Consider the following 21,137-nt stretch of genomic DNA (forward strand, 5'->3'; position numbering starts at 1 on the left):
CAAGCTTACGGCGAGGCGACGGTTCCGTCCGCGCCCCACCGCGACGCGCGCGACGACCGTCTGGCCCGCCGCGATCGCGCTTTCGCCGCTTCCTGCCTCGGCGGCAGCAGCCGAGTGCCGACCAGCTCAGCGATCGCCGTGCGTGCGGGCGACCTGGCCGCAACATCCGCGAGTGTCTTCCCGCCGAGCACGGCCGCGTCGAGCGCGAGTTGGTCGTGCGGCACGAGAACCGGCGCGGAGATGCCACCGAAGCGCTGCAGGGTCTGGGCCACCTGTGCGGCGGGATTGAGTCCAATGGCACTCGCGCGAACCCGGTTCATGACGGCCGTGACGACATCCGTCTCGATCGTCTCGAGCAGGTCCACATGCGCGCGAAGGAATCGGGACAGCCCGACCGGATCCGCTGCACCGACCGCGACGACCTGGTCGGCCTCACGGAGGGCCGCGATCGTCGCGGCATTGCGCCTCGGAGCGAACAGGTCGCTCGAGATCTCCTCGTCACTCTCCAGGCTGAACCCCGTGTCGAGCACGGTGTACTCGACCCAGTCCCTGCACTGGCGCACCGCCCCGACGACGCGGTCGGATGACAGCTCGGGCCACCGGTTCGCACGGCCGATGCCGGTGAGCACCCAGAAGCTTCCGCGCGCGGAGAGATAGCGCTGGCCGATTCGCTCCAACTCCTGCTGGGTGAGGCTCTCGGCACCGGCGAGACGGCAGGCCGCCGCGAACCCCGGGGCCTCATCCAGCAGTCCGAGGGCGGGCGCGATCGAACCACTGTGGGTATCAACATCGGCGAGCGCGACCGTGAACCCGGCTGCCGCGATCTCCGCCGCGATGTTGATGGCCAGCGTGGTGCGTCCGGGAGATCCCGCGGGCCCCCAGACGGCGATGACCTTACCGCGCTCGGCCGGTCGCTCGCGGGCCTTCGCGAGGTCCGTCACCGGGCTGCTCAGGAGAGCGTGCTCAATCTCGGGCCAGGCCGCCTCGGCGTCCACCGTCTCGTGAAGTCCAAGGGATGCCGCGTGTCGGCGCTCGGCATCCGCCCCGATCATCGCGATGAGCCTCACGCCCGCGGCATCTGTCTCGGCGAGGAGCCTCTCATTGAGATACCGCGGGGACGCGCACACGAATGCGCACTCCGCGCCTGCGAGGCCGAGGATGGACGACAGCTCGTCTGCGCTGCTGCACCGGGCGACGATGGCGTGGCCGTGATCGGTCAGCTCGCGCGCAAACCTGTCTTCCGTGTCGAGCGTCATGGCCAGTGCGATCCGAGACACGGTCAGCCCTTCACGGGCAGACCGACGGGCACGATCGACACCGCGTCGTCGTTGGCGATCGCCTCAAGCACGCTCGCCAGTTTCGACCGGTCGACGAGCACCTCGACCGCTCCCCCGCTCGCCCCGGCGACGATGCCGTCTGGCGCGATGACTCTCACGACCGTGGCCGAGGACGCGAGAACGGCGGGCGGGCCGAAGTCGTGATCCTCGGTCTTGCTCGCCGACCACAGGTCGACGTCGGCACCGGCGATGACCGCCTTCGGGAGCGACCCCTGCACAGAGACCACGACGGAGGCCAGCCTGCTGCTCGAGGCAGTTCCGACAGCGGAGGAGGGCACGAGCTCGCCCGCAGACACCGTTCGCGTGACGACGAGTCCGTCGGAGGGAAGCTGCGATGGCCTGAGGTATTTTGCGTCGACATCCCCGAGCCTCACGTTCGTGGCGACGAGGTCTGCCGCGACGATGCGGTCGCCTGGCGACAGGGAGGCGCGCGCCGCGAACACCTGCACGCTGCGGTCGGCCGAGGCGACAATGCCGAGTACTCCGAGAACCGAGACCGCGACGAGCGCTATGCCGATTCCGAAGCGCGGATCGAACCAGAATGACCTGGGTTTGCGCTCTTTCGGTGCAGCGGTGCTGCTGGTTCTCATCCGGGGTCTCCCATTCTTGCGTGAGGGTGCTCGTTCCATAGTCACGAGTTGCGGCGATCGGCGAGAAAGTTATCCACAGCCCCGTTCGGCGGGTGCCTGCTCGCTCATAATCGAGGGATGAACGAGAACGATTCCGCGGGAACCATTGGCCGCTTCCTCACGCTCGCCGATGCGGCGGACATCCTCAACGTGTCCGCAAGCCAGGCGTACGCTCTCGTTCGCACCGGCGAACTGCCGGCGATCAAGGTGGGCGGCAGCGGCCACTGGCGCGTCGAGCGCAGCGTGCTCGAGTCGTACATCGAGGCCAAGTACGAGGAGTCGAGGCGGCTCAGCCTGTGGAACCAGTCCCAGTTCACCGACCTGCCGGAGTTCTTCGCCGCGCCCCAGCACCACGGGCAGCACTGATGCCACGGGCGCACTGATGCCACGGGCGGCACTGAAATCATGGTCGACACTGACATTTCGAACCCCACCGACACCGCGGGCGGCCCTGACACTTCGAGCCGTTACAGCCGCACCAGAAGCACCTGGCTGAACGGCACCACCCGGTAGTGGCTCACCTCCGCCTCTCGCCTCGGTGACCCGGGCTCGTGCACAGCGAGATCCAGGTGGTCGCGGCCCACGCGATCGATTGTGCCTTGCACCGTTTCGCCGAGAAGGTGGAGTTCCACGGCGGTTCTACGCCGGCAGAGATCCCGCAGCGCGAATGCCAGTCCGAGCCGGACCGAGAGCGAGCGTTCCCGGTCGGGAGACGCGACGAGGCTCGTGCGAACCTGCTCGCGATCCAGGAGCAGACCTGCGACGGCGGCGAGGGGCACAATGCACTGCGAGTGTCGCGAGGCGCCGTCGACGAGCGCCGCGGAGAACCAGTCCCTTCCGAAGGCGAGGGGGCGAACGGTGACAACGCCGCCGTTCGCCAGCCGCACGCGAATTCCGGCGGACGCGGTGGCATCCGACGAGTGTTCGTGAATGGACACGAGACGCTCGCGCAGCGACATCCGCGCGAGCCGCAACCGCTCCTCTTCTGCGCGCACGTCGATATCATCGGCGGTCAACTCGTGTTCGAGCTGGCTTTCGAGGTCGTCGAAGAGGTTGTCCCAGCGCATGAAGCGACGGTATCGATCCTCACTGACCCCGCGGCGAGGTTATCCACAGCCCCACCGTTGGGGCGTGGACAGAACCCTCTGTTTGCTGCTTTAGTTTCTTTCGCAGGCACGACACCCCTTTGGGGGTAGACCCTCCAGACCCCCGCCACAGTTCGGAGCCACCAGATGAGCAGCGCCGCGAGCAGCACCTCCTCCTCCCCTGAGCAGTCGCTACCCAGCAAGATCATCAAGACCCGGTTCGATTCGGACGACTTCTTCGGGCACCAACGCGCCGAGCGCTCGGAACTGCCCAACCCCGCCCCACTCCTGGAGAACCTCACGCGCTGCGTCATCGAGATCCTCGCGGGTGCGCGCGACCTGGAACAGATCTCCCGCTGGGTGAGCGACGAGGTGTACCGCCACCTGCTCAAGCGCGTCGTGCTCTCCACGCGTGCGCGTCAGGCCAGGGGCCAGCGCACGGTCTCCCGGCCACACTTCACGATCGGGGCGACCGTGCTGACGGAACCGTCGGAGGGTGTCATCGAGGCCGTCGTCATGGTGCACAGCCGCGCACGTTCGCGCGCCGTCGCTCTCCGCCTCGAGGGCATGGACCGGCGCTGGCGGGCCACCGCCGTCAACGTACTCTGAAGGCGCAGATCAGCGCCCGCGACGCTCAGCGCCCGCGACGCTCCTGGGCACGACGCTCCGCGCGGTTCATCGGGGCGGGAGCGTTACCACCGGTCGGCTGGCCGAACGCACCGCGCTGCGGCGGTGCGGCCTGCTGCTGGCCGGGGTTCTGCGCCTGGTTGGCCCCTGCGGCCGCGGCAGCCTGGTCACGACGCGCCTTCGCGGTGGATGCCGCATCAAGCTGGCCACGCTGGTTGCGCACCTCGACCTCGCCGTCGACCGTGGGCGCGGAGTAGCTGAGGCGCTGCTCCGAGGCACCGTCCAGGCCCTTCGCCGCCACCGTCGGCACGGCAGCGGTGGCACCGCCGCCGGTCACTTCGACCTCGAGGTTGAACAGGAAGCCGACGGACTCCTCGCGAATCTGGCCCATCATCGACTGGTACAGCGCAAAACCCTCGCGCTGGTACTCGACCAGCGGGTCGCGCTGGGCCATCGCCCGCAGGCCGATGCCATCTTTCAGGTAGTCCATCTCATAGAGATGATCGCGCCAGCGACGGTCGATGACCGACAGCACGACGCGACGCTCGAGCTCGCGCATCGCGGGCTCGCCCAGTTGCTCGGTGCGGCGCTCGTACTGCAGCTTGGCATCCGACAGCACCTCATCGAAGAGGAAGTCCCGCGTGATGTTGTGGGGCGATCCGGCCTCGGTGTAGAGCTCGTCGATCGTGATCGACACCGGGTAGAGGGTCTTGAGCTCGTTCCACAGGCCTTCGAGGTCCCAGTCGTCGGAGTGGCCCTCCGCGCTGTGCAGGTCGATGACCTCGGTGATGACGTCTTCGAGGAACTTAGCTGTGCGATCCTGCAGGTCGTCGCCCTCGAGGATGTGGCGACGATCTCCGTAGATCGCCTCGCGCTGGCGGTTGAGCACGTCGTCGTACTTGAGCACGTTCTTGCGGATCTCCGCGTTGCGCGCCTCGACCTGGGATTGTGCGCTGCGGATGGCGCGGCTCACGACACGCGACTCGATTGCGAGATCCTCGGGGACGTTGCCTCGGCCCATGAGCGACTCGGCCGCGGCCGAGTTGAACAGGCGCATGAGGTCGTCCGCGAGCGAGAGGTAGAACCGACTCTCGCCGGGGTCACCCTGACGACCCGAACGACCGCGCAGCTGGTTGTCGATGCGCCGGGACTCGTGGCGCTCCGTGCCGAGCACGTAGAGGCCACCGACCTCAACGACCTTGGCGGCCTCTTCTGCGACCGTCGCCTTGACTCGCTCGAACACCGGATCCCACTCGGCCTCGTATTCCTCAGGAGTCTCGACCGGGCTGAGTCCCTTCGCGTTGAGCTCCGCAACGGCGAGGAACTCCGCGTTGCCGCCGAGCATGACGTCCGTTCCACGACCGGCCATGTTGGTGGCGACCGTGACGGATCCGAGACGGCCGGCTTGGGCCACGATTGCGGCCTCGCGAGCGTGGTTCTTCGCGTTCAGCACCTCGTGCTTGACACCGCGCTTGGCGAGCAGCTTGGAGAGGTATTCGCTCTTCTCGACGCTCGTCGTGCCGACCAGCACCGGCTGGCCCTTCTCGTGGCGACGCACGATGTCTTCGACCACCTGGTTGAACTTGGCCTCCTCGTTCTTGTAGACGAGATCCGGTTTGTCCATGCGACGCATCGGCTTGTTCGTGGGGATCGGAACGACACCGAGCTTATAGGTGCTCATGAACTCCGAGGCCTCGGTCTCGGCCGTTCCGGTCATCCCAGAGAGCTTCTTGTAGAGGCGGAAGTAGTTTTGCAGGGTGACCGTGGCGAGGGTCTGGTTCTCGGCCTTGACCGCCACCCCCTCCTTCGCCTCGATCGCCTGGTGGATGCCCTCGTTGTAGCGGCGGCCCATGAGGATGCGGCCGGTGTGCTCATCGACGATGAGAACCTCGCCGTTCATCACGACGTAGTCCTTGTCTTTCTTGAACAGCGCGGTCGCCTTGATGGCGTTGTTGAGGAAGGAGATGAGAGGGGTGTTGGCCGACTCATAGAGGTTGTCGATGCCGAGGTAGTCCTCGACCTTCTCGATGCCGGGCTCGAGCACACCGACGGTGCGCTTCTTCTCGTCGACCTCGAAGTCGACCTCCGGCGTGAGGCGCTTCGCGAGGGCCGCGAACTCGTTGAACCAGCGGTTGGCCTCACCTGAGGACGGGCCGGAGATGATGAGCGGGGTGCGGGCCTCGTCGATGAGGATCGAGTCGACCTCGTCGACGATCGCGTAGTTGTGGCCGCGCTGCACCATGTCGCTCGCCTGCCAGGCCATGTTGTCGCGCAGGTAGTCGAAGCCGAACTCGTTGTTCGTTCCGTAGGTGATGTCTGCGGCGTACTGCTCGCGGCGCTCTGCCGGGTCCTGGCCGGAGACGATACAGCCGACGGACATCCCGAGGGCACGGAAGATGCGGCCCATGAGCTCTGACTGGTAGCTCGCGAGATAGTCGTTGACGGTGATGATGTGCACGCCGCGCGACGGGATCGCGTTGAGGTAGGCCGCGAGGGTCGCCACGAGGGTCTTGCCCTCACCGGTCTTCATCTCCGCGATGTTGCCGAGGTGCAGTGCCGCGCCGCCCATGAGCTGCACGTCGAAGTGCCGCAGGCCCAGGGTGCGAACGGATGCTTCGCGTACAGCGGCGAACGCCTCAGGAAGCAAGTCATCCAGCGACTCTCCGTTGGCATAACGCTCGCGCAGTTCCGTGGTCTCGCTCTTCAACTGCTCGTCACTGAGCTCCTTGAAGTCTTCTTCGAGATGATTCACTGCCGCCGCGTAGCGCTGCAGCCTGCGCAGGGTTCGCCCTTCGCCGACGCGAAGCACTCGTTCGAGAACGTTGGCCACCGATTACTCCAATTTGCACTGTGTCTAAGTTTGCGCTGTGTCTAAGTTTGCTCTGTGTCAAGGTTGCACCGCTGCTCGCGCTGCCTCGTGCCGGGCACGGGAGACCCCGCACGAATCGCCGAATCGGCACGCCACACGAGCACGACCGTTAGCAGTCCGTAATGCTAGCAAGCCTAGTCGGCTGAATGCTGGGGCCAGCCCTCTCTCGGAGTCGGCGAAGCACCGGGCGCACCCGCCACGCGGATGCGCCCGGCCCGAGTCACGTCACCGCTTGCGCGCGCGTGCAACCCCGGGTGCTTCGTCGACCTCGACGTCGAGCCCGATGACGCCGTAGTCCCAGCCCTTGCGGCGGTAGACGACGCTCGGGCGGTCGGTCTCCGCATCGATGAACAGGTAGAAATCGTGGCCGACGAGCTCCATGTGGTAGAGCGCGTCATCCACGGTCATCGGCGTGGCCGCGAACACCTTCTTGCGGATGACGACAGGACTCCAGTCGTCTTCCTCGGGTTCCGCGGCCTCGCCATCGATCACCGCGATGGATCCGGTACGCACCTTCTCCATCGTCTCGGCCGTGGCCGGGCGGATGTCGACGACGCTGAATCCGTCGGCGCTCGCCTCCCTGAGCGAGGTCGGGCGGCGCTTGCCGCGATGCACCTTCTGCCGATCCTTCATGCGACGCACGCGCTCGACGAGCTTGTCGAGGGCCAGATCGAATGCCACGTACTTGTCTGATCCGGTGGACTCCGCGCGCACGAGCGGTCCCGGCCCGATCACGGTCAGTTCGACGCGGTCGTCACCGTTTGAGCCGTTCTTCTCTGCGTGGCGCGAGACCTTGACTTCAAAGGCCTGCGCCTTGTCTGCGAGGTGGGCTATCTTGTCCGCTTTTTCGGTGGCGTAGTCGCGGAATCGATCCGTGATCCCCAGGTTGCGACCGTTGATGGAAATGTCCATGGCGTCCTCCCAGCTACCGTGGCGCGTCACCCCCAGCGGAACCAGGGCTGACCTGTGCACCTCTTTTGCTCACCGTAGTCCCGTCGTCTGGGGAAGTCACGAGTTTGTGCCGCGAACTCTCGGAACCGCCAGCGAGTTCCTTCGTATCGGCCAACGCGACGGCGCAGAGCACCTCTCCGCCTGCAGCTCGGATCGCCCTCGCGGCCTCCTCGAGCGTCGCTCCCGTCGTGACGACGTCGTCGACGAGGATGAAGACTCGACCGTGAAGGGAGGGTGCGGCCAGCATGGCTCCGACCAGGTTTCGCTGCCTGGCGCCGCGATCGAGAAGCTTCTGCTGCGCGTGGTCTCGAGCGAAGGAGAGCACTCCATGCCCGGATGCACGACCCAGTCCGGCCGCGCCGAGCAGCACGGCGACGGGGGCATACCCTCGGCGCCGAAAGGCCGCACGGGTGGATGGCACGGCCGCGAGTTCGATGCCGTCGCGGTCCGTGGTGGCCACGGCGGCCTCCACCGCGGCGGCGAGGGGCACGGCGAGCGCGCGGGCGACATCCGTTCTACCGCGATGTTTAAAGGCGAGGATGCTCTCGCGCACGACCCCGTCGTAGGCCAGTGCGGTGACGACGCGAGTGCCGTCTCCGAGCACGCGGGTCTCGATGCGGGCGATGAGCCCGCTGCGACAGGTCGCGCAGAGGGCACGGTCGGCGGCGCCACAACCCGCACAGTCGATCGGCAGCAGCACGGCACTGGCGTCGAGCAGGGCGTCACGAGCAGCGAACATGACCGCCCGCCAGAACGGCGACTTCATTCCGAGCGATCTCATGCGCACAGGATCTCGCACGGCGCCGATGAGCGACGGGCGAGCGGCAGTCACGGTGGAGCTCTCCCGCGAAACCTCAGCTGGTGAGGAGAGGCGCCTAACGCTGGGTCGCGATGAGGGAGACCTGCACTCCGGAGCCGATCCATCCGCTTCCGCGCAGGGCCTGGATGGTGCCGTCCGGCCCGAGAACGCGCAGGCCGGAGCTGCCCCCATTGCCCCCGACGATCTCGCGAGCGCCATCCGGATGACCGAGAGAGACGCGCGGACCGCCGAGCTGGTAGAGCACAACGCTGGGTTGTCCGTTGGCCACGCTGAGCGTCGCCACCGAGAGCCCGTCTGCCCAGGTTGCGCCGATCGCGGAACCGGAGTCCGCCGTCACGTCGAGAACGGGCTCGGCAACGAGCGACACCGGCAGCTGGTCCTGGTCGGTGCTGCGGACGATCCCCGAGACGACGAGCCGGGGCCCGGCATCCGTCGACAGGTACATCGCGACTCTGGCCCCGTCGCGCGAGACCGCGAGCGAGACGATCTTGGAGCCCACGGGCAGCGCGGGATTCAGGGTGTGCATCTTGCCCGCGGCATTGAAGATCTCGATCGCGTTCGGGCTGGCCGCCGGGACGGTCCAGAGGTAGCCGTCCTCGTCGAGCGACGGTGCGATGAGCCCGCCCCGGTCGTCGAGCGTGACCGCGTTCGTGCCGGTCGTCACGAGCGAGACCCCGGCGTCGGAGAGCACGGCCGCCGTGGTCCCGTTGGACCCCAGGGTGACCGCGGAGGGCTTAAGCGCAACGATCTTCTGGCTGAGCGACGGAATCGAGGTGATCTTGCCGTTCTCGGCGAAGCCGAACGACTCCTTCTGCAACACGAGCGGTCGCGGGTCGACCTGGGGCTCGATCTGCGGGGTCGCGCCGTTCGGCGACGGAAGCGAGAGCGGGGAGTCTCCGACCGAGATGGCGATACCGGTGATGTTCGGCACGTTGCTGAGGCTCGACAGCAGTTGCAGCTTCATGAGCTGTCGTTCATTCGCCTTGGAACTGAGCGCCTCGGCGGTGAGGTCGATCTTCGCTATGCCGTCTTGCACGGGAACCAGCGGCGACGAGAGCTTCGTGCCATCGGGGAAGGCCGAATACACGGCGCCGCGCAGTGAGGCGGGCGGCCCGGTGAGCAGCGCGGAGACGATGCGCACGGGCTGGGCACCGGTGGGGAACCAGCGCCGATCGGGAACCAGCCGCTGCCCCGTCGGGTCAAGGAAGTAGAGCGTCTGCTCGCTGAATACCGAGCCGAAGGTGCTCTCCGGGAGCACGATGCCCTGCGGAGCCTCCGTGATGCGCCACTGCCCCTTCTCCTTGGCGAACTGGTAGGTCAACACCTGCGATTCGGACTGGGGCGAGCGCGTGTACGAACCGGAGGAATCGACATCCGCAACCGTGGTGATGGTGTAGCTCATCTGGTTGGTACCGATGGAGTCCGTGCGGGTGCCGCCGGTGCGCACGAGCACGCTGCTGCGTGGATCCCACTCCGTCTTGAAGTCGCCGCCGAGGAACTCTCGGGCGACCGCGTAGTTGTTCTGCGAACCGGCGAAGGCCGCGATGAACCCCTGCAGGATCTGCGCGGGCTTCGCGCCGGGGGCCGGGCCCTCCGGGATGAGGACGGCGCCGTCGTCGACCCCTCCCGCGCTGATACTGATCCCCGGGTTGACCGGGCCGGACGACGGGATGCCGACACAGCCTGAGAGCGCGACGGCGATGCTGCAGAGCAGGCCAGCCAACGCGATCCGGCGTGGCATCCCGGGTCTCACGATGCGCTCACTCATCGTCGGCCTCCCGCAGGGGGATCGAGTCGTCGGGCGGCAGTTCGATCGGGGAGGACTGGATGGGCACCCCACGCTCTCGAGGCAGGGTCACCCTGAAGCAGCTCCCCACCCCGAACTCCGACCACACCTCGAGGTCGCCGTCGTGCAGCACCGCGTCTTCCAGCGCGATCGCGAGCCCAAGCCCCGTGCCGCCGATCGTGCGCTTGCGCGAGGGATCCGCGCGCCAGAACCGGTCAAAGACCCGCTCGACCTCGCCCGGGCGCATCCCGATGCCGTAGTCGCGCACCGCGATCGCGATCGCACTCTCGTTGCTGTCGACGATGACGACGATCGGGCCGCCCTCGCCGTGCTCGATGGCGTTGCCGAGCAGATTGCGCAGGATGCGACGGATGCGACGCGCATCGACCTCGGCCTCGAAATATCCACCGGGCGCGAGCACCCGCAGCTCCGAGCCACGCTCCTGGGCGACGCTCTTCATGGAGTCGACGGCGTCCTCGACGAGGCGCACGAGATTGGTGGGCTCGAGTTCGAGCTCCACGGCACCGGCATCGTAGCGGCTGATCTCCAGCAGGTCGGCGAGCAGCACCTCGAAGCGCATCACCTGGGTGTGCAACAGCTCGGCCGTCCGCGCTGTCGCCGGGGCGAAGTCGTCGCGCTGGTCGTAGAGAACGTCGCCGGCCAGCCGGATCGTCGTGAGCGGCGTCCTCAGCTCGTGCGAGACATCCGAGACGAACCTCTGCTGCACGCGCGAGAGTTCCGCGAGCTTGCCGATCTGGTGCTGCAGGCTGTCCGCCATGCCGTTGAACGACCTCGCGAGGGTCGCGATGACGTCCTGTCCGTGCTCCGGGATGCGCTGCTCGAGTTGGCCGGCCGCGAGCTTCTCGCTCGTCTCCGCCGCGATCCGGATCGGGCCGACGACGAGACGAACGACCACGTAGGTGACGCCGCCGATGAGGAGCACGAGTGCGAGGCTGCCGATCGCGAGCGTGCCCTGCACGAAGTTGAGGGTCACCTGCGCGTCCGCGAGGTCGTACACGAGAAAGAGCTCGTAGAGGCCGGCGGATGGCACGTCGATGAGTGCGCCGGCGACGAGGCCGGGCTCGCCGTCCTTGAGGGTGACCGACTGCGTGTACACGCGCTTGCCGTCGCCGTTCGCCACGGCATCCCGGATCTGCTGGCTCACGAGGTCAGAGGGGAAGCTCGGGCTCGTGATCGTGGTCATGATGCGATCGGTCTGCTGGCCGGGGATGCGCAGCAGGCCGAATGAGGTGCTTCCCGGGCTTCGCACGGTGCTCAGGATGCTCGACTTCACAGACAGCCCCACGCCGTCGAGCTCCACGGCCTGGTCACCCGTCGCCTGCGCGTTGTCGAAGGACTGCTGCGCGATCGAGGTGGCGTTGTTCGCCTCGGTCTGCACCTGGGCGAGCCTGGTCTTGTAGAGGTTGTCACCGATGCTGATCGACATGTACGAACCGATGACGATGACGGCGAGGCCAGAGAGCACGACCGTGATCGCGACGGTACGGAACTGGAGCGAACTGCGCCAGAACCGCACGATGCGTCGGCGATACACCCGCCAGTTCGGGCCGCCGATCGCGGTCTGGCGGCTAAGAGCTGGAACCTGCACGATAGCCGACGCCCCGAACGGTCATCACGATGCGCGGGTTGTCCGGATCCTGCTCGACCTTCGCGCGCAGCCGCTGCACATGCACGTTCACCAGCCGGGTGTCTGCCTTGTAGTGATAGCCCCAGACCTGCTCCAGAAGCATCTCGCGCGTGAACACCTGCTGCGGCTTGACGGCGAGCGCGAGCAGCAGTTCGAACTCGAGCGGGGTGAGGTTGATCTTGGCGGTGCCGCGCCTGACCTCGTGACCGGAGACATCCAGCGTCAGGTCGCCGACGCGCAGTTCCTCCACCGTTCCGGCCGGGGTCGGGCGAAGCCTGGTGCGGATGCGGGCGACCAGTTCCTTGGGATTGAAGGGCTTGACGACGTAGTCGTCCGCTCCGCTCTCGAGGCCGCGCACCACATCCGTCGTGTCCGACTTCGCCGTGAGCATGATGATCGGCACACCGGACTCGCCGCGGATCTCTGCGCACACCTCGATGCCGTCCTTGCCGGGCAGCATGAGATCGAGCAGCACGAGGTCGGGTTTCGCCGCGTGGAATGCCTCGATGGCGGAGTCACCGTCCGCGCAGAATGAGGGCTCAAACCCTTCGGTTCGCAGAACGATACCGATCATCTCAGCGAGAGCGGTGTCATCGTCGACTACCAGGATGCGCGCGGTCATCGTCCCGTCTTCGTTCGGCACCCGACATGGCCGGGTTAGTGATGCTTTTGGCACAAGAGTAGTCGAGTGTGAAACGATAATCGCGTGCGCGCGGTTGCGCGATGCTCAACCTCGAGGGGAAACGCCCGTGAACGAGAGCCACCAGTGGCAGCCCCCGGTCAGGCCGACCGGGCCAGGTGAGAGTGCTGGAGGCGCCCCTGCGGTGCCGCCCGTCGACGGCGCCGTCACTCCGCCCGGTGGCCCCACGGCGTCTGGTGATTCGACGACTCCCGGGTGGACGCCGCCGCCGAAGCCCGGGCTTATCCCGCTGAGACCGCTGGACCTCGGGGCGATCCTCGCTGCAGCGTTCAAGACCCTGCGCCACAATCCCCGGCCAACTCTCGGTACCGCCCTGCTCGTGCAGGGTGTTGTCACCGTGGTCTCGGTCGGTGTCGTCGGGCTGGTCACCTACCTCACCCTCTCCCGCGTCGACAACGCGACGGGAGAAGCGCAGCAGGAGCTGATTGCGGGCAGCATCGGCACGATCATCCTGTCGACGATCATTCCCCTGCTGCTGTCGCTCGCGGCATCCGCCCTCGTGCAGGGCGTCATCGTTCTCGACGTGATGCGCGCAAGCCTCGGCGAGAAGCCGCGGCTGCGCCAGCTGCTTCGGATGGCCCACGGGCGAATCTGGGCACTTATCGGCTGGACCGCCTTGGTCTCCCTTGCCGTCCTGGTCGGATTCGGCGTGCTGGCGCTCATCGTCGTCGGGATCGGCTTCGCGATCGGCGGCATCGGCGGCGTGCTGGCGGGAGTGCTTCTCGGGCTGTTCCTCGGGCTCGGTGCCATCGTGCTCTGGGTGTGGGTCTACACCAAGCTGTCGCTCGTGCCGAGTGTGCTCATGGCGGAGCGCACGAGCATCCGTGGGGCGATGGCGCGGTCGTGGGCTCTCACGCATCGCTCCTTCTGGAAGACCTTCGGCATCGAACTGCTGGTAGCGGTCATGATCAGTGTCGCCAGCCAGGTGATCACGACGCCGATCTCGTTCATCGGCGGGATGCTGTCCTCACTGGCCGATCCGAACGGCCAGAGCGTCGCATCGAGAATCACGAGCATCATCGGCCTGTACGTCGTGCTCATGGTCGTCTCGGTGGTGGTGGGCGCGATCGGAGCGATAGTGCAGTCCGCGACGATCGCGCTGCTCTACATCGACCTGCGGATGCGCAAGGAAGGGCTCGATCTCGAGCTCTCGCGTTTTGTCGAGGCCCGCCAATCCGGGGCATCCGGGCTCGCCGACCCGTATGCGCGCGAGGCCGCCCCGGTCACGCCGCAGTCCCGGTTCACCACGCCGAACGAGTCGCCCCGGGGATGATCGCCGCGATCGTGGGGCTTCTCCCGCTCTCAACCGATGTTCCGGTGGACCCGGATGCCGGGGAGGCCAGGCGCTGGATCATCGAAGAACTGTCGAAACCCGCGTACCAGGCCGCACAACCCAGCTGGTTCGACCGGCTGTCCTCCGCGGTATGGAACTGGCTCACCTCGCTCCGGTTCGGCGACGGCGGCGCGGGCTGGCCCGTCATCCTCATCGTCGTCGTGATCGCGGTGGCCGTGGTCGCGGCGTTCCTGATCTTCGGCGCCCCGCGGTTCAACCGCCGAAGCACAGCGCACGGTGCTCTCTTCGGTGCCGAAGACGAACGGGATGCTGCAGCGATGCGCGCATCAGCGAGCGCGGCTGCGGCTGCCGGAGACTGGACCCTCGCGATCGAGGAACTGTTCAGGGCACTCGCGCGCGGACTGGCCGAGCGCACGATCGTGACCACGAGCCCCGGCACCACCGCGCGCGACTTCGCGATGCGCGCCGGCGGAGCCTTCCCCGCGCTCGCGACGGACCTCGCCGCGTCCGCGAGAGCCTTTGACGACGTGCGCTACCTCGGCCGCCCTGGCTCGGAGCGGGCCTATCGCGACATCGTCGCGCTCGAGCAGACGCTTCGCTCCGCACACCCCGAGCTGGCAGCCCTGGCGGGTGCGAGAGCGTGAGCCGGACCACGATCGTCTCCACCCCGACCGTGCGCGCGGCGACGAAGCGCTCCCTGTTCTGGATCATCGCCGCCGTCTTCCTCGTCGTCGTGGCCGTCATCGCGATGGTCGTGCGCGGCGCAGCAGGGCCGCCCGGCGATCCGCTCTCCCCCACCAACGCGGCCCCGGCCGGAAGCATGGCCGTGGCACAGGTACTGAAGCAGCACGGCGTGAAGGTCGTGCCGACCACGAGCTACGCCACGACCCGCGACACGCTCCGCGGCGCGGATTCGACGCTCGTGATCTACGATCCGAACAACTACCTCAGCGAGAGCCAACTGACGGAACTGGCCTCCCGGAGCCCCAACGTCGTCGCGGTGACACCGAGCTTCTCCCAGTTGCACACGCTCGCCCCCGCCGTTGCCCAGGCCGGTGCGGCGAAGAAGGGTGTGCTGGACGCCGGATGCGCGCTGCGGGCCGCGACCCGGGCAGGCACGATCTCCGGTGGCGGCAACAGTTACCGCATCGTCGACAATGCCACGACCGGAGCGACCGCATGCTTCTCGAGTGGCAAGGGCATCCACTCGCTGGTGCAGGTCACGAGCGATTCCGGGTCGATCACGGTGCTCGGCGCATCCCAGGTGCTCGCCAACGAGACCGTCGCACAGAGGGGCAATGCGGCGCTCGCACTGAACCTGCTCGGCTCCACTCCGACACTCGTCTGGTACCTGCCCTCGGCCGACGACATCGCCGTGACCGGGTTGCCGACCATCGCGGAGCTCACGCCGCCGTGGGTCTCGTCGCTGGCCATCCTGCTCATCCTTCTCGCGATCGCCGCGGCATTCTGGCGCGGGCGCAGGCTCGGGCCGCTCGTCATCGAGAACCTGCCCGTGACGGTGCGAGCGAGCGAGACCATGGAGGGCAGGGCGAGGCTCTACCAGAAGAACGCCTCGAGGCTGCACGCCCTCGACGCGCTGCGGATCGGCACGATCGACCGGGTGTCGCGGATGTGCGGGATACCGCGCTCAGCATCCGTCACCGAGGTGATCGACGCCGTCGCCGCGGTCACGGGGCGGGACCGCGCGAGACTCTCGCGGGTGCTGCTCGACGCCGTGCCCGCCGGGGATCGGGAACTCGTCCGGCTCTCGGACGAACTTCTCGAACTCGAAGCGGCCGTCGCCACGGCGGTGACGACATGACCACCACAGAACGACCATCCGGCACCGTGCCGGGATTCGACACCGGCACCACAGCAGGGAGAATGAAGTCATGACCGACCAGGCAACAATGGGTGCTGGAGAGACCGTGCGCGACTCGTTCGCACGGGTGCGCGAGGAGGTCGGCAAGGCCGTCGTCGGCCAGGACGGTGCGGTGACGGGGCTCATCGTCGCGCTGCTCGCTGGCGGGCACGTGCTGCTCGAGGGCGTTCCCGGCGTGGCCAAGACGCTGCTCGTGCGCACGCTCAGCCGGGCACTGCAGCTCGAGACCAAGCGGGTGCAGTTCACGCCCGACCTCATGCCGGGGGACGTCACGGGTTCGCTCGTCTACGACGCGCGCTCGGGCGACTTCGAGTTCCGCGCAGGGCCCGTCTTCACGAACCTCCTGCTCGCGGACGAGATCAACCGCACGCCACCAAAGACCCAGTCTGCCCTCCTGGAGGCCATGGAGGAGCGCCAGGTGAGCGTCGACGGCGAGAGCCGCCCGCTGCCCGCGCCGTTCATGGTCGCGGCCACTCAGAACCCGATCGAGTACGAGGGCACCTACCAGCTGCCCGAGGCCCAGCTCGACCGCTTCCTGCTCAAACTCGTGCTCGACATCCCGGATCGGGCCAGCGAGATCGAGGTGCTGACCCGAAGCGCCGCCGGATTCAACCCCCGCGATCTCGCCGCGGCCGGGGTGAGCCCCGTGCTCGACGCCGCGAGACTGGCGGCGGCCCAGGCGGAGGTCGGGCGCGTCGCCGCGAGCCCGGATGTGCTGGCCTACGTCGTCGACCTGGCCCGCGCGACGAGACAGAGCCCCTCGGTCAAGCTGGGCGTGAGTCCCCGAGGCGCGACCGCCCTGCTGTCCGCGACGAAGGCGTGGGCCTGGCTCACGGGCTTCGACGCGATCACTCCCGACCACGTGCAGGAGATGGTTCTGCCGGTGTGGAGGCACCGCATCCAGTTGCGTCCGGAGGCCGAGCTCGAGGGTGTCTCGGCCGACACGATCCTGCGGTCGATCCTGCAGCAGGTGCAGGTGCCGATCTGATGGCGACGGCGCAGGCCTCCTGATGGCGCTGTCCGGTCGCTTCGTCCTCCTCCTCGCCCTCGGCACGGTGCCGCTCGTCGTGCTCGGCGATCCCGTGGTGCTCTGGCTCTGGGTGCTGGGCTCTGTCATCCTCGGCGTCATCGACGTGTTTCTGGCTGGCTCGCCCAGGAAACTGGCCCTGTCGCGTGACCTGCCCGAGCGGGTGCGGCTGGGCGAGACGGTGCGGGCGACGCTCTACATCGCGAACACCGGCAGTCGTAGGGTCGCCGGGCTCGTGCGCGACGGCTGGCAGCCCTCCGCCGGGGCCAGCCCGACCCGCGCGAGGATGTCACTTCCCCCGGGCGAGAGACGCGCCTTCACCGTCACACTCACGCCGTTCCGTCGCGGAGAGCGCAGGGTCGCGCAGGTCACGGTGCGCTCGTACGGACCGCTGGGTCTTCTGGCCAGGCAGGCGACGATCCAGGCACCCGCCGCCATCCGGGTGCTGCCGCCGTTCAACTCACGCAAGCACCTGCCGTCGCGCCTCGCGAGGCTGCGCGAGCTCGACGGGCGCACGAGCGTGCAGATCCGTGGACAGGGCACAGAGTTCGACTCGCTGCGCGAATATGTGCGCGGAGATGACGTGCGCTCGATCGACTGGCGGGCGACGGCGAGGCGACAGGATCTCGTGGTGCGCACCTGGCGGCCGGAGCGGGATCGCCGGGTCGTCATCGTCATCGACAGCGGGCGCACCTCCGCCGCGCGCATCGACAACGAGCCCCGTCTCGACACCGCGTTCGAGGCGTCGCTGCTGCTCGCGGCTCTCGCGTCGAAGGCGGGTGACCGCGTCGACCTCGTGATCTACGACAGACGGATCCGGGGTCGAGTGCAGGGCGCGAACGGGCCAGAGCTGCTCTCCCGCATGGTGGGCACGATGGCGCCGGTCGAGCCTGAGCTGATCGAGATGGACTGGTCGGCCGTGCCCGGGCTCGTGCGCTCCGTGACGAGCCAGCGCGCGCTCGTCGTGCTCATGACCTCGGCGGATGCGCCGGGTGCATCACGCGAGCTGCTCGCCGTGCTGCCCCAGCTCACCCAGCGGCACACGGTGCTCGTGTCGTCGGTGACCGACCCGACGGTGCTCGAGGCCAGCCGTGACCGCGGCGACCGGGAGAGCGTCTACCGCGCAGCATCCGCCGAGCGCGCCATGCTCGACACCGCGCGCGTGGCCGCCGCCATCCGTCAGCTCGGTGCTGACGTCGTCACGGGCACCCCGCAGGACCTGCCTCCCGCGGTGGCCGACCGCTACATCGCCCTCAAGGCCGCCGGCCGCCTGTAGCCGACGCAGCGCGCTGGCCCAGCCAGATCGCCCCATGCCAGCCAGCTCGCCCGCCGGATCGCCCAAATGAAGGAACGCCGGATGGAGCTCCCCGTGTTCTCGGGGTAAGCGCGCCTGTGAGAGCGCTCCACTCCTTCATTTGGGCGAAGCCCACCGGCGGAGGGGGAGGCTGCCGGATAGGGCGGGTGGCGCGCTCAGTCGCCGACGCCGACCGGGTCGGCTGCCTCGTTGGGGGTCTGGACGGGCTTCGCGATCTCGGCGCGGAGCTTGTCGCCGAGCCCGGCATCCACCTGGGTCCAGTACCAGAGGAAGCGCTCCTTGATGCGGTCCACGGTCAGACCCGAGTACTGCCCGGTGAGGGTCTGCAGGAAGCGAGCCTTCGACTCCTCGGAGAAGACATCGCGGTAGAGCGTGCCCGCCTGGCCGAAGTCGTCGTCCTCTGAGCGCAGGGTCTGCGCGGCGCGCACGAGTGCGCCATCCGTCTCCCAGCCGCTGTCGACCGTGAGCGAGGGGTCCGCGGCGGGCCCACCGTAGGAGTTCGGGGTGTAGACCCGTGCCGGCTCCTCGTTGTAGTGGTACTGCATGTTGCCCTCGTGCATGTAGGTCGTGACCTTCGATGCGTGCGGCTGGTTCACCGGCAGCTGGTTGTAGTTGGTGCCGATGCGGGCGCGCTGCGCGTCAGGGTAGGAGAACATGCGTGCCATCAGCATCTTGTCCGGGCTGATGTCGATGCCTGGGACGAGGTTCGACGGCGCGAACGCGGCCTGCTCGATCTCCGCGAAGAAGTTCTTCGGGTTACGGTTCAGCGTGTAGTGCCCGACCTTGATCAGCGGGTAGTCCGCATGCGGCCAGACCTTGGTGATGTCGAAGGGGTTGAAGCGGTAGGTCTTCGCGTCGTCGTACTGCATGATCTGCACGTAGACATCCCACACCGGGTTCTCGCCCCGCTCGATCGCCTCGTAGAGGTCACGGCGGTAGTAGTCGGCATCGGAACCTGCGAGCGACTGGGCCTCGGCGGCCTCCATGAGCTCGACGCCCTGGCGGGACTTGAAGTGGTACTGCACCCAGAAACGCTCCCCCGCGGCGTTGATCCACTGGTAGGTGTGAGAACCGTAGCCGTTCATGTGGCGCCAGGAGCGCGGCAGGCCGCGGTCACCCATCACGTAGGTCACCTGGTGAGCGGTCTCCGGTGAGAGGGTCCAGAAGTCCCACTGCATGTCGGCGTCGCGCAGGGCAGAGCCGACGAGGCGCTTCTGCGAGTGGATGAAGTCGGGGAACTTGATGCCGTCACGGATGAAGAAGACTGGGGTGTTGTTTCCGACGATGTCGTAATTGCCCTCGCTCGTGTAGAAGCGCAGCGCGTAGCCGCGCACGTCGCGCCAGGTGTCCGGGGAGCCCTGCTCGCCGGCAACCGAAGAGAAGCGCAGCAGGATCTCGCTCTTCGTTCCCGGCTGGAACACGGCGGCGCGCGTGTACTTCGACACGTCCTCGGTCACCTCGAACTCGCCGAAGGCTCCACCGCCCTTGGCGTGCGGGTTGCGCTCCGGAACACGCTCGCGATTGAACGAGGCCAGCTTCTCGACCAGGTAGCGGTCGTGGAGGGCGGTGACGCCATCCGGTCCCGTGGTGAGCGAGTGTGCGTCGCTTGCGACCGGTGCGCCGCTCTGGGTCGTGGTTGGTTCGGTCACTTCTTCTCCTTTGTGCGTGGTGTGAGTGGTGAGGATGACGTGCGAGATTCCGAGAGTCGGCAGGCCGGACAGAGTCCCCAGAAGGTGACCTCCGCCTGCTCGATCGTGAAGCCGGAGCTGTCCGACGGGCTCAGGCAGGGTGCGTGGCCGACGACACAGTCGACATCCGCGATGTCTCCGCAGGAGGTGCAGACGACATGATGATGGTTGTCACCGGTCCTGCGTTCGTAGCGCGCGGGGGAACCAGCCGGTTCGATGCGACGGATGATGCCCGCCTCGGTCAGGTCGCTGAGCACATTGTGCACCGACTGGATCGACGTGCCGGGCAGGGTCTCCCGGAGAGACCGGAACAGCGTCTCCGCGTCGCTGTGCGGACGCGAGTGCAGGATCTCGAGCAGCGCCAGACGCCCCCCGGTGACGCGGAGGCCCGCACCGTGGAGTTCGTGCTCGAGTTGCTCCTGCATCACCCCAGCCTAGGCCTTATCGTGAACAACTCAAAATAAACCTCTACGCGGCGATGAGTTGCTTCGCCCCCGCGTCGAACTCGTCGAGGTCGCCGGTCTCCCCTGCCCTGACCGCCCATCGACCCACGACCCACTGGTAGAACAGAAACGCCGAGACCGCGACAGTCCCGATGCCGATCTTGACCGGCCACGGCCAGGCCTGGCCGGTGACGAAACCCTCGATCAGCCCGGACACGAGCAGGGAGCAGATGAGGCCGATCGCGACCGTGATGAGTGCCCTCCCCTCCTCCGCGAGCGCCCCGGCCCTCGTGCGTGCCCCCGGTGAGATCCACGACCAGAAGATAGCGAGCCCCGCGGCACCGGCCGTGAAGATCGAGTACAGCTCGAGCTGCCCGTGCGGGGCGATGTACAGGAAGAAGGTGTCGATCTGGCCGTTGTGCGCCATGAGCGCCCCGGACATCCCGAGGCTCTGCGCGTTCTGAAAGAGCAGATAGGGCGCGTAGACGCCGGTGATGCCGAACGCGATGCATCCAGCCGCGATCCAGGCGTTGTTCGTCCACACCCTGCCGAAGAACGACGGGGCGGGATGCTCAGAGTAGTAGCTCACGAAGTCGTGGTCGGCATATTGCTGTTGCTGTGCCGCCGTGCCGAGATGGGCGAGCACGCCCGGGGTGTTCAGCGCCCAGAGAAAGTACAGCGCTGCGACGGCGAGGGATGCGGCAGTCACGATGAGGCACAGCCAGCGGATGCGGAACAGGGCCGCGGGAAGCTGCGCGCCGAAGAACCGCGGCAGCTGGCTCATCACGTTCGCACTCGCCCCCGTGAACCGCAGTCGCGCACGGAACAGCCACAGCGAGAGCCTGTCACCCTGTGCGCTCTGTCCGGAGGTCGTCTTGATCGCCGAGAGCTCACTCGCGCCCGACTGGAAGTGGTCGATCAGTGCATCGGCGTCGGCGCCGCTGAAGCGCCGCTTCGCGCTGAGGCGGGCAAGCTCGTCCCACTCATCGCGGTGGGCGGCGGAATAGGCGTCAAGATCCATCTGCTTAGATACTAG

General features: G+C 67.5%; 19 protein-coding genes. 7 read left to right on the forward strand and 12 right to left on the reverse strand.

The genetic code is table 11. The features are described 5' to 3' along the window. Positions 1–5: 5 nt before the first annotated feature. Together ABUA28_RS11545 and ABUA28_RS11550 are read right to left on the reverse strand one after the other, a co-directional pair. Entirely contained in the window at positions 6–1,277 is a 1,272-nt protein-coding gene (locus tag ABUA28_RS11545) for an AAA family ATPase (RefSeq protein WP_349904325.1), read from the reverse strand. Between the two features lie 2 nt (positions 1,278–1,279). Further along, positions 1,280–1,927, reverse strand: a complete 648-nt coding sequence (locus ABUA28_RS11550; protein WP_349904326.1) for a hypothetical protein — start codon at positions 1,925–1,927, stop codon at positions 1,280–1,282. Positions 1,928–2,044: 117 nt separating this feature from the next. Here ABUA28_RS11550 and ABUA28_RS11555 point away from each other — a divergent pair, with 117 nt between their 5' ends. Then, complete coding sequence (locus tag ABUA28_RS11555) at positions 2,045–2,332, forward strand: helix-turn-helix domain-containing protein (protein ID WP_349904327.1); 288 nt, start codon at positions 2,045–2,047, stop codon at positions 2,330–2,332. A 101-nt stretch (positions 2,333–2,433) separates the two neighbouring features. Here ABUA28_RS11555 and ABUA28_RS11560 read toward each other — a convergent pair whose 3' ends face one another. Continuing rightward, the gene (locus ABUA28_RS11560; protein WP_349904328.1) at positions 2,434–3,033 is read right to left on the reverse strand and encodes a hypothetical protein; all 600 of its coding nucleotides are present in this window, start codon (positions 3,031–3,033) and stop codon (positions 2,434–2,436) included. 165 nt (positions 3,034–3,198) lie between these two features. On the opposite strand from ABUA28_RS11560, the gene ABUA28_RS11565 reads away from it, so the two are divergent. Then, positions 3,199–3,660, forward strand: a complete 462-nt coding sequence (locus ABUA28_RS11565) for an Rv3235 family protein (protein WP_349904329.1) — start codon at positions 3,199–3,201, stop codon at positions 3,658–3,660. A gap of 25 nt (positions 3,661–3,685) precedes the next feature. Here ABUA28_RS11565 and secA read toward each other — a convergent pair whose 3' ends face one another. The 6 genes from secA to mtrA all read right to left on the reverse strand — a co-directional run bounded on the left by secA (position 3,686) and on the right by mtrA (position 12,374). Next, positions 3,686–6,508: a preprotein translocase subunit SecA gene (gene secA / locus ABUA28_RS11570; protein ID WP_349904330.1), complete on the reverse strand. Its 2,823-nt coding sequence runs from the start codon at positions 6,506–6,508 to the stop codon at positions 3,686–3,688. 264 nt (positions 6,509–6,772) lie between these two features. Beyond that, entirely contained in the window at positions 6,773–7,459 is a 687-nt protein-coding gene (gene hpf / locus ABUA28_RS11575) for a ribosome hibernation-promoting factor, HPF/YfiA family (RefSeq protein ID WP_349904331.1), read from the reverse strand. A gap of 13 nt (positions 7,460–7,472) precedes the next feature. Next, the gene (locus ABUA28_RS11580) at positions 7,473–8,279 is read right to left on the reverse strand and encodes a ComF family protein (RefSeq protein WP_349904332.1); all 807 of its coding nucleotides are present in this window, start codon (positions 8,277–8,279) and stop codon (positions 7,473–7,475) included. 94 nt (positions 8,280–8,373) lie between these two features. Next, positions 8,374–10,086, reverse strand: coding sequence for an LpqB family beta-propeller domain-containing protein (locus ABUA28_RS11585; RefSeq protein WP_349904333.1), 1,713 nt, complete (start codon positions 10,084–10,086; stop codon positions 8,374–8,376). Then, positions 10,079–11,713 (reverse strand): MtrAB system histidine kinase MtrB, encoded by a 1,635-nt coding sequence (gene mtrB / locus ABUA28_RS11590; protein WP_349904334.1) that lies wholly within the window; start codon positions 11,711–11,713, stop codon positions 10,079–10,081. The genes ABUA28_RS11585 and mtrB overlap by 8 nt, the downstream gene beginning before the upstream one ends. Then, positions 11,694–12,374 carry an MtrAB system response regulator MtrA gene (mtrA, locus tag ABUA28_RS11595; RefSeq protein WP_349904335.1) on the reverse strand — a complete coding sequence of 227 codons (681 nt, stop codon included), beginning with the start codon at positions 12,372–12,374 and terminating at the stop codon, positions 11,694–11,696. The genes mtrB and mtrA overlap by 20 nt, the downstream gene beginning before the upstream one ends. 202 nt (positions 12,375–12,576) lie before the next feature. Here mtrA and ABUA28_RS11600 point away from each other — a divergent pair, with 202 nt between their 5' ends. The 5 genes from ABUA28_RS11600 (at position 12,577) to ABUA28_RS11620 (ending at position 17,931) form a co-directional block, all read left to right on the forward strand. Then, on the forward strand, positions 12,577–13,725 hold the full coding sequence (locus tag ABUA28_RS11600; protein ID WP_349904336.1) for a hypothetical protein: 1,149 nt from the start codon (positions 12,577–12,579) through the stop codon (positions 13,723–13,725). Beyond that, entirely contained in the window at positions 13,722–14,390 is a 669-nt protein-coding gene (locus ABUA28_RS11605) for a DUF4129 domain-containing protein (protein ID WP_349904337.1), read from the forward strand. The genes ABUA28_RS11600 and ABUA28_RS11605 overlap by 4 nt, the downstream gene beginning before the upstream one ends. After that, positions 14,387–15,568 carry a DUF4350 domain-containing protein gene (locus ABUA28_RS11610; protein ID WP_349904338.1) on the forward strand — a complete coding sequence of 394 codons (1,182 nt, stop codon included), beginning with the start codon at positions 14,387–14,389 and terminating at the stop codon, positions 15,566–15,568. Before ABUA28_RS11605 ends, ABUA28_RS11610 begins: the two co-directional genes overlap by 4 nt. 70 nt (positions 15,569–15,638) lie before the next feature. Continuing rightward, on the forward strand, positions 15,639–16,616 hold the full coding sequence (locus ABUA28_RS11615; RefSeq protein WP_349904339.1) for an AAA family ATPase: 978 nt from the start codon (positions 15,639–15,641) through the stop codon (positions 16,614–16,616). Positions 16,617–16,638: 22 nt separating this feature from the next. Next, positions 16,639–17,931 (forward strand): DUF58 domain-containing protein, encoded by a 1,293-nt coding sequence (locus tag ABUA28_RS11620; RefSeq protein ID WP_349904340.1) that lies wholly within the window; start codon positions 16,639–16,641, stop codon positions 17,929–17,931. A 194-nt stretch (positions 17,932–18,125) separates the two neighbouring features. Here the strand turns inward: ABUA28_RS11620 and ABUA28_RS11625 are convergent, their stop codons facing one another. From ABUA28_RS11625 to ABUA28_RS11635, 3 genes are read right to left on the reverse strand one after another with little or no spacing between them, the layout of a single operon-like run. Beyond that, positions 18,126–19,619: a catalase gene (locus ABUA28_RS11625; RefSeq protein WP_349904341.1), complete on the reverse strand. Its 1,494-nt coding sequence runs from the start codon at positions 19,617–19,619 to the stop codon at positions 18,126–18,128. Continuing rightward, positions 19,616–20,083 (reverse strand): Fur family transcriptional regulator, encoded by a 468-nt coding sequence (locus tag ABUA28_RS11630; protein WP_349904342.1) that lies wholly within the window; start codon positions 20,081–20,083, stop codon positions 19,616–19,618. Before ABUA28_RS11630 ends, ABUA28_RS11625 begins: the two co-directional genes overlap by 4 nt. A 43-nt stretch (positions 20,084–20,126) precedes the next feature. Beyond that, entirely contained in the window at positions 20,127–21,122 is a 996-nt protein-coding gene (locus ABUA28_RS11635) for a stage II sporulation protein M (RefSeq protein WP_349904343.1), read from the reverse strand. Between the last annotated feature and the right edge of the window lie 15 nt (positions 21,123–21,137).

Origin of the sequence: Parafrigoribacterium humi (genome assembly GCF_040227205.1) — a bacterium.
In the GTDB taxonomy this organism is placed as follows: Bacteria; Actinomycetota; Actinomycetes; order Actinomycetales; family Microbacteriaceae; genus Parafrigoribacterium_A; species Parafrigoribacterium_A humi.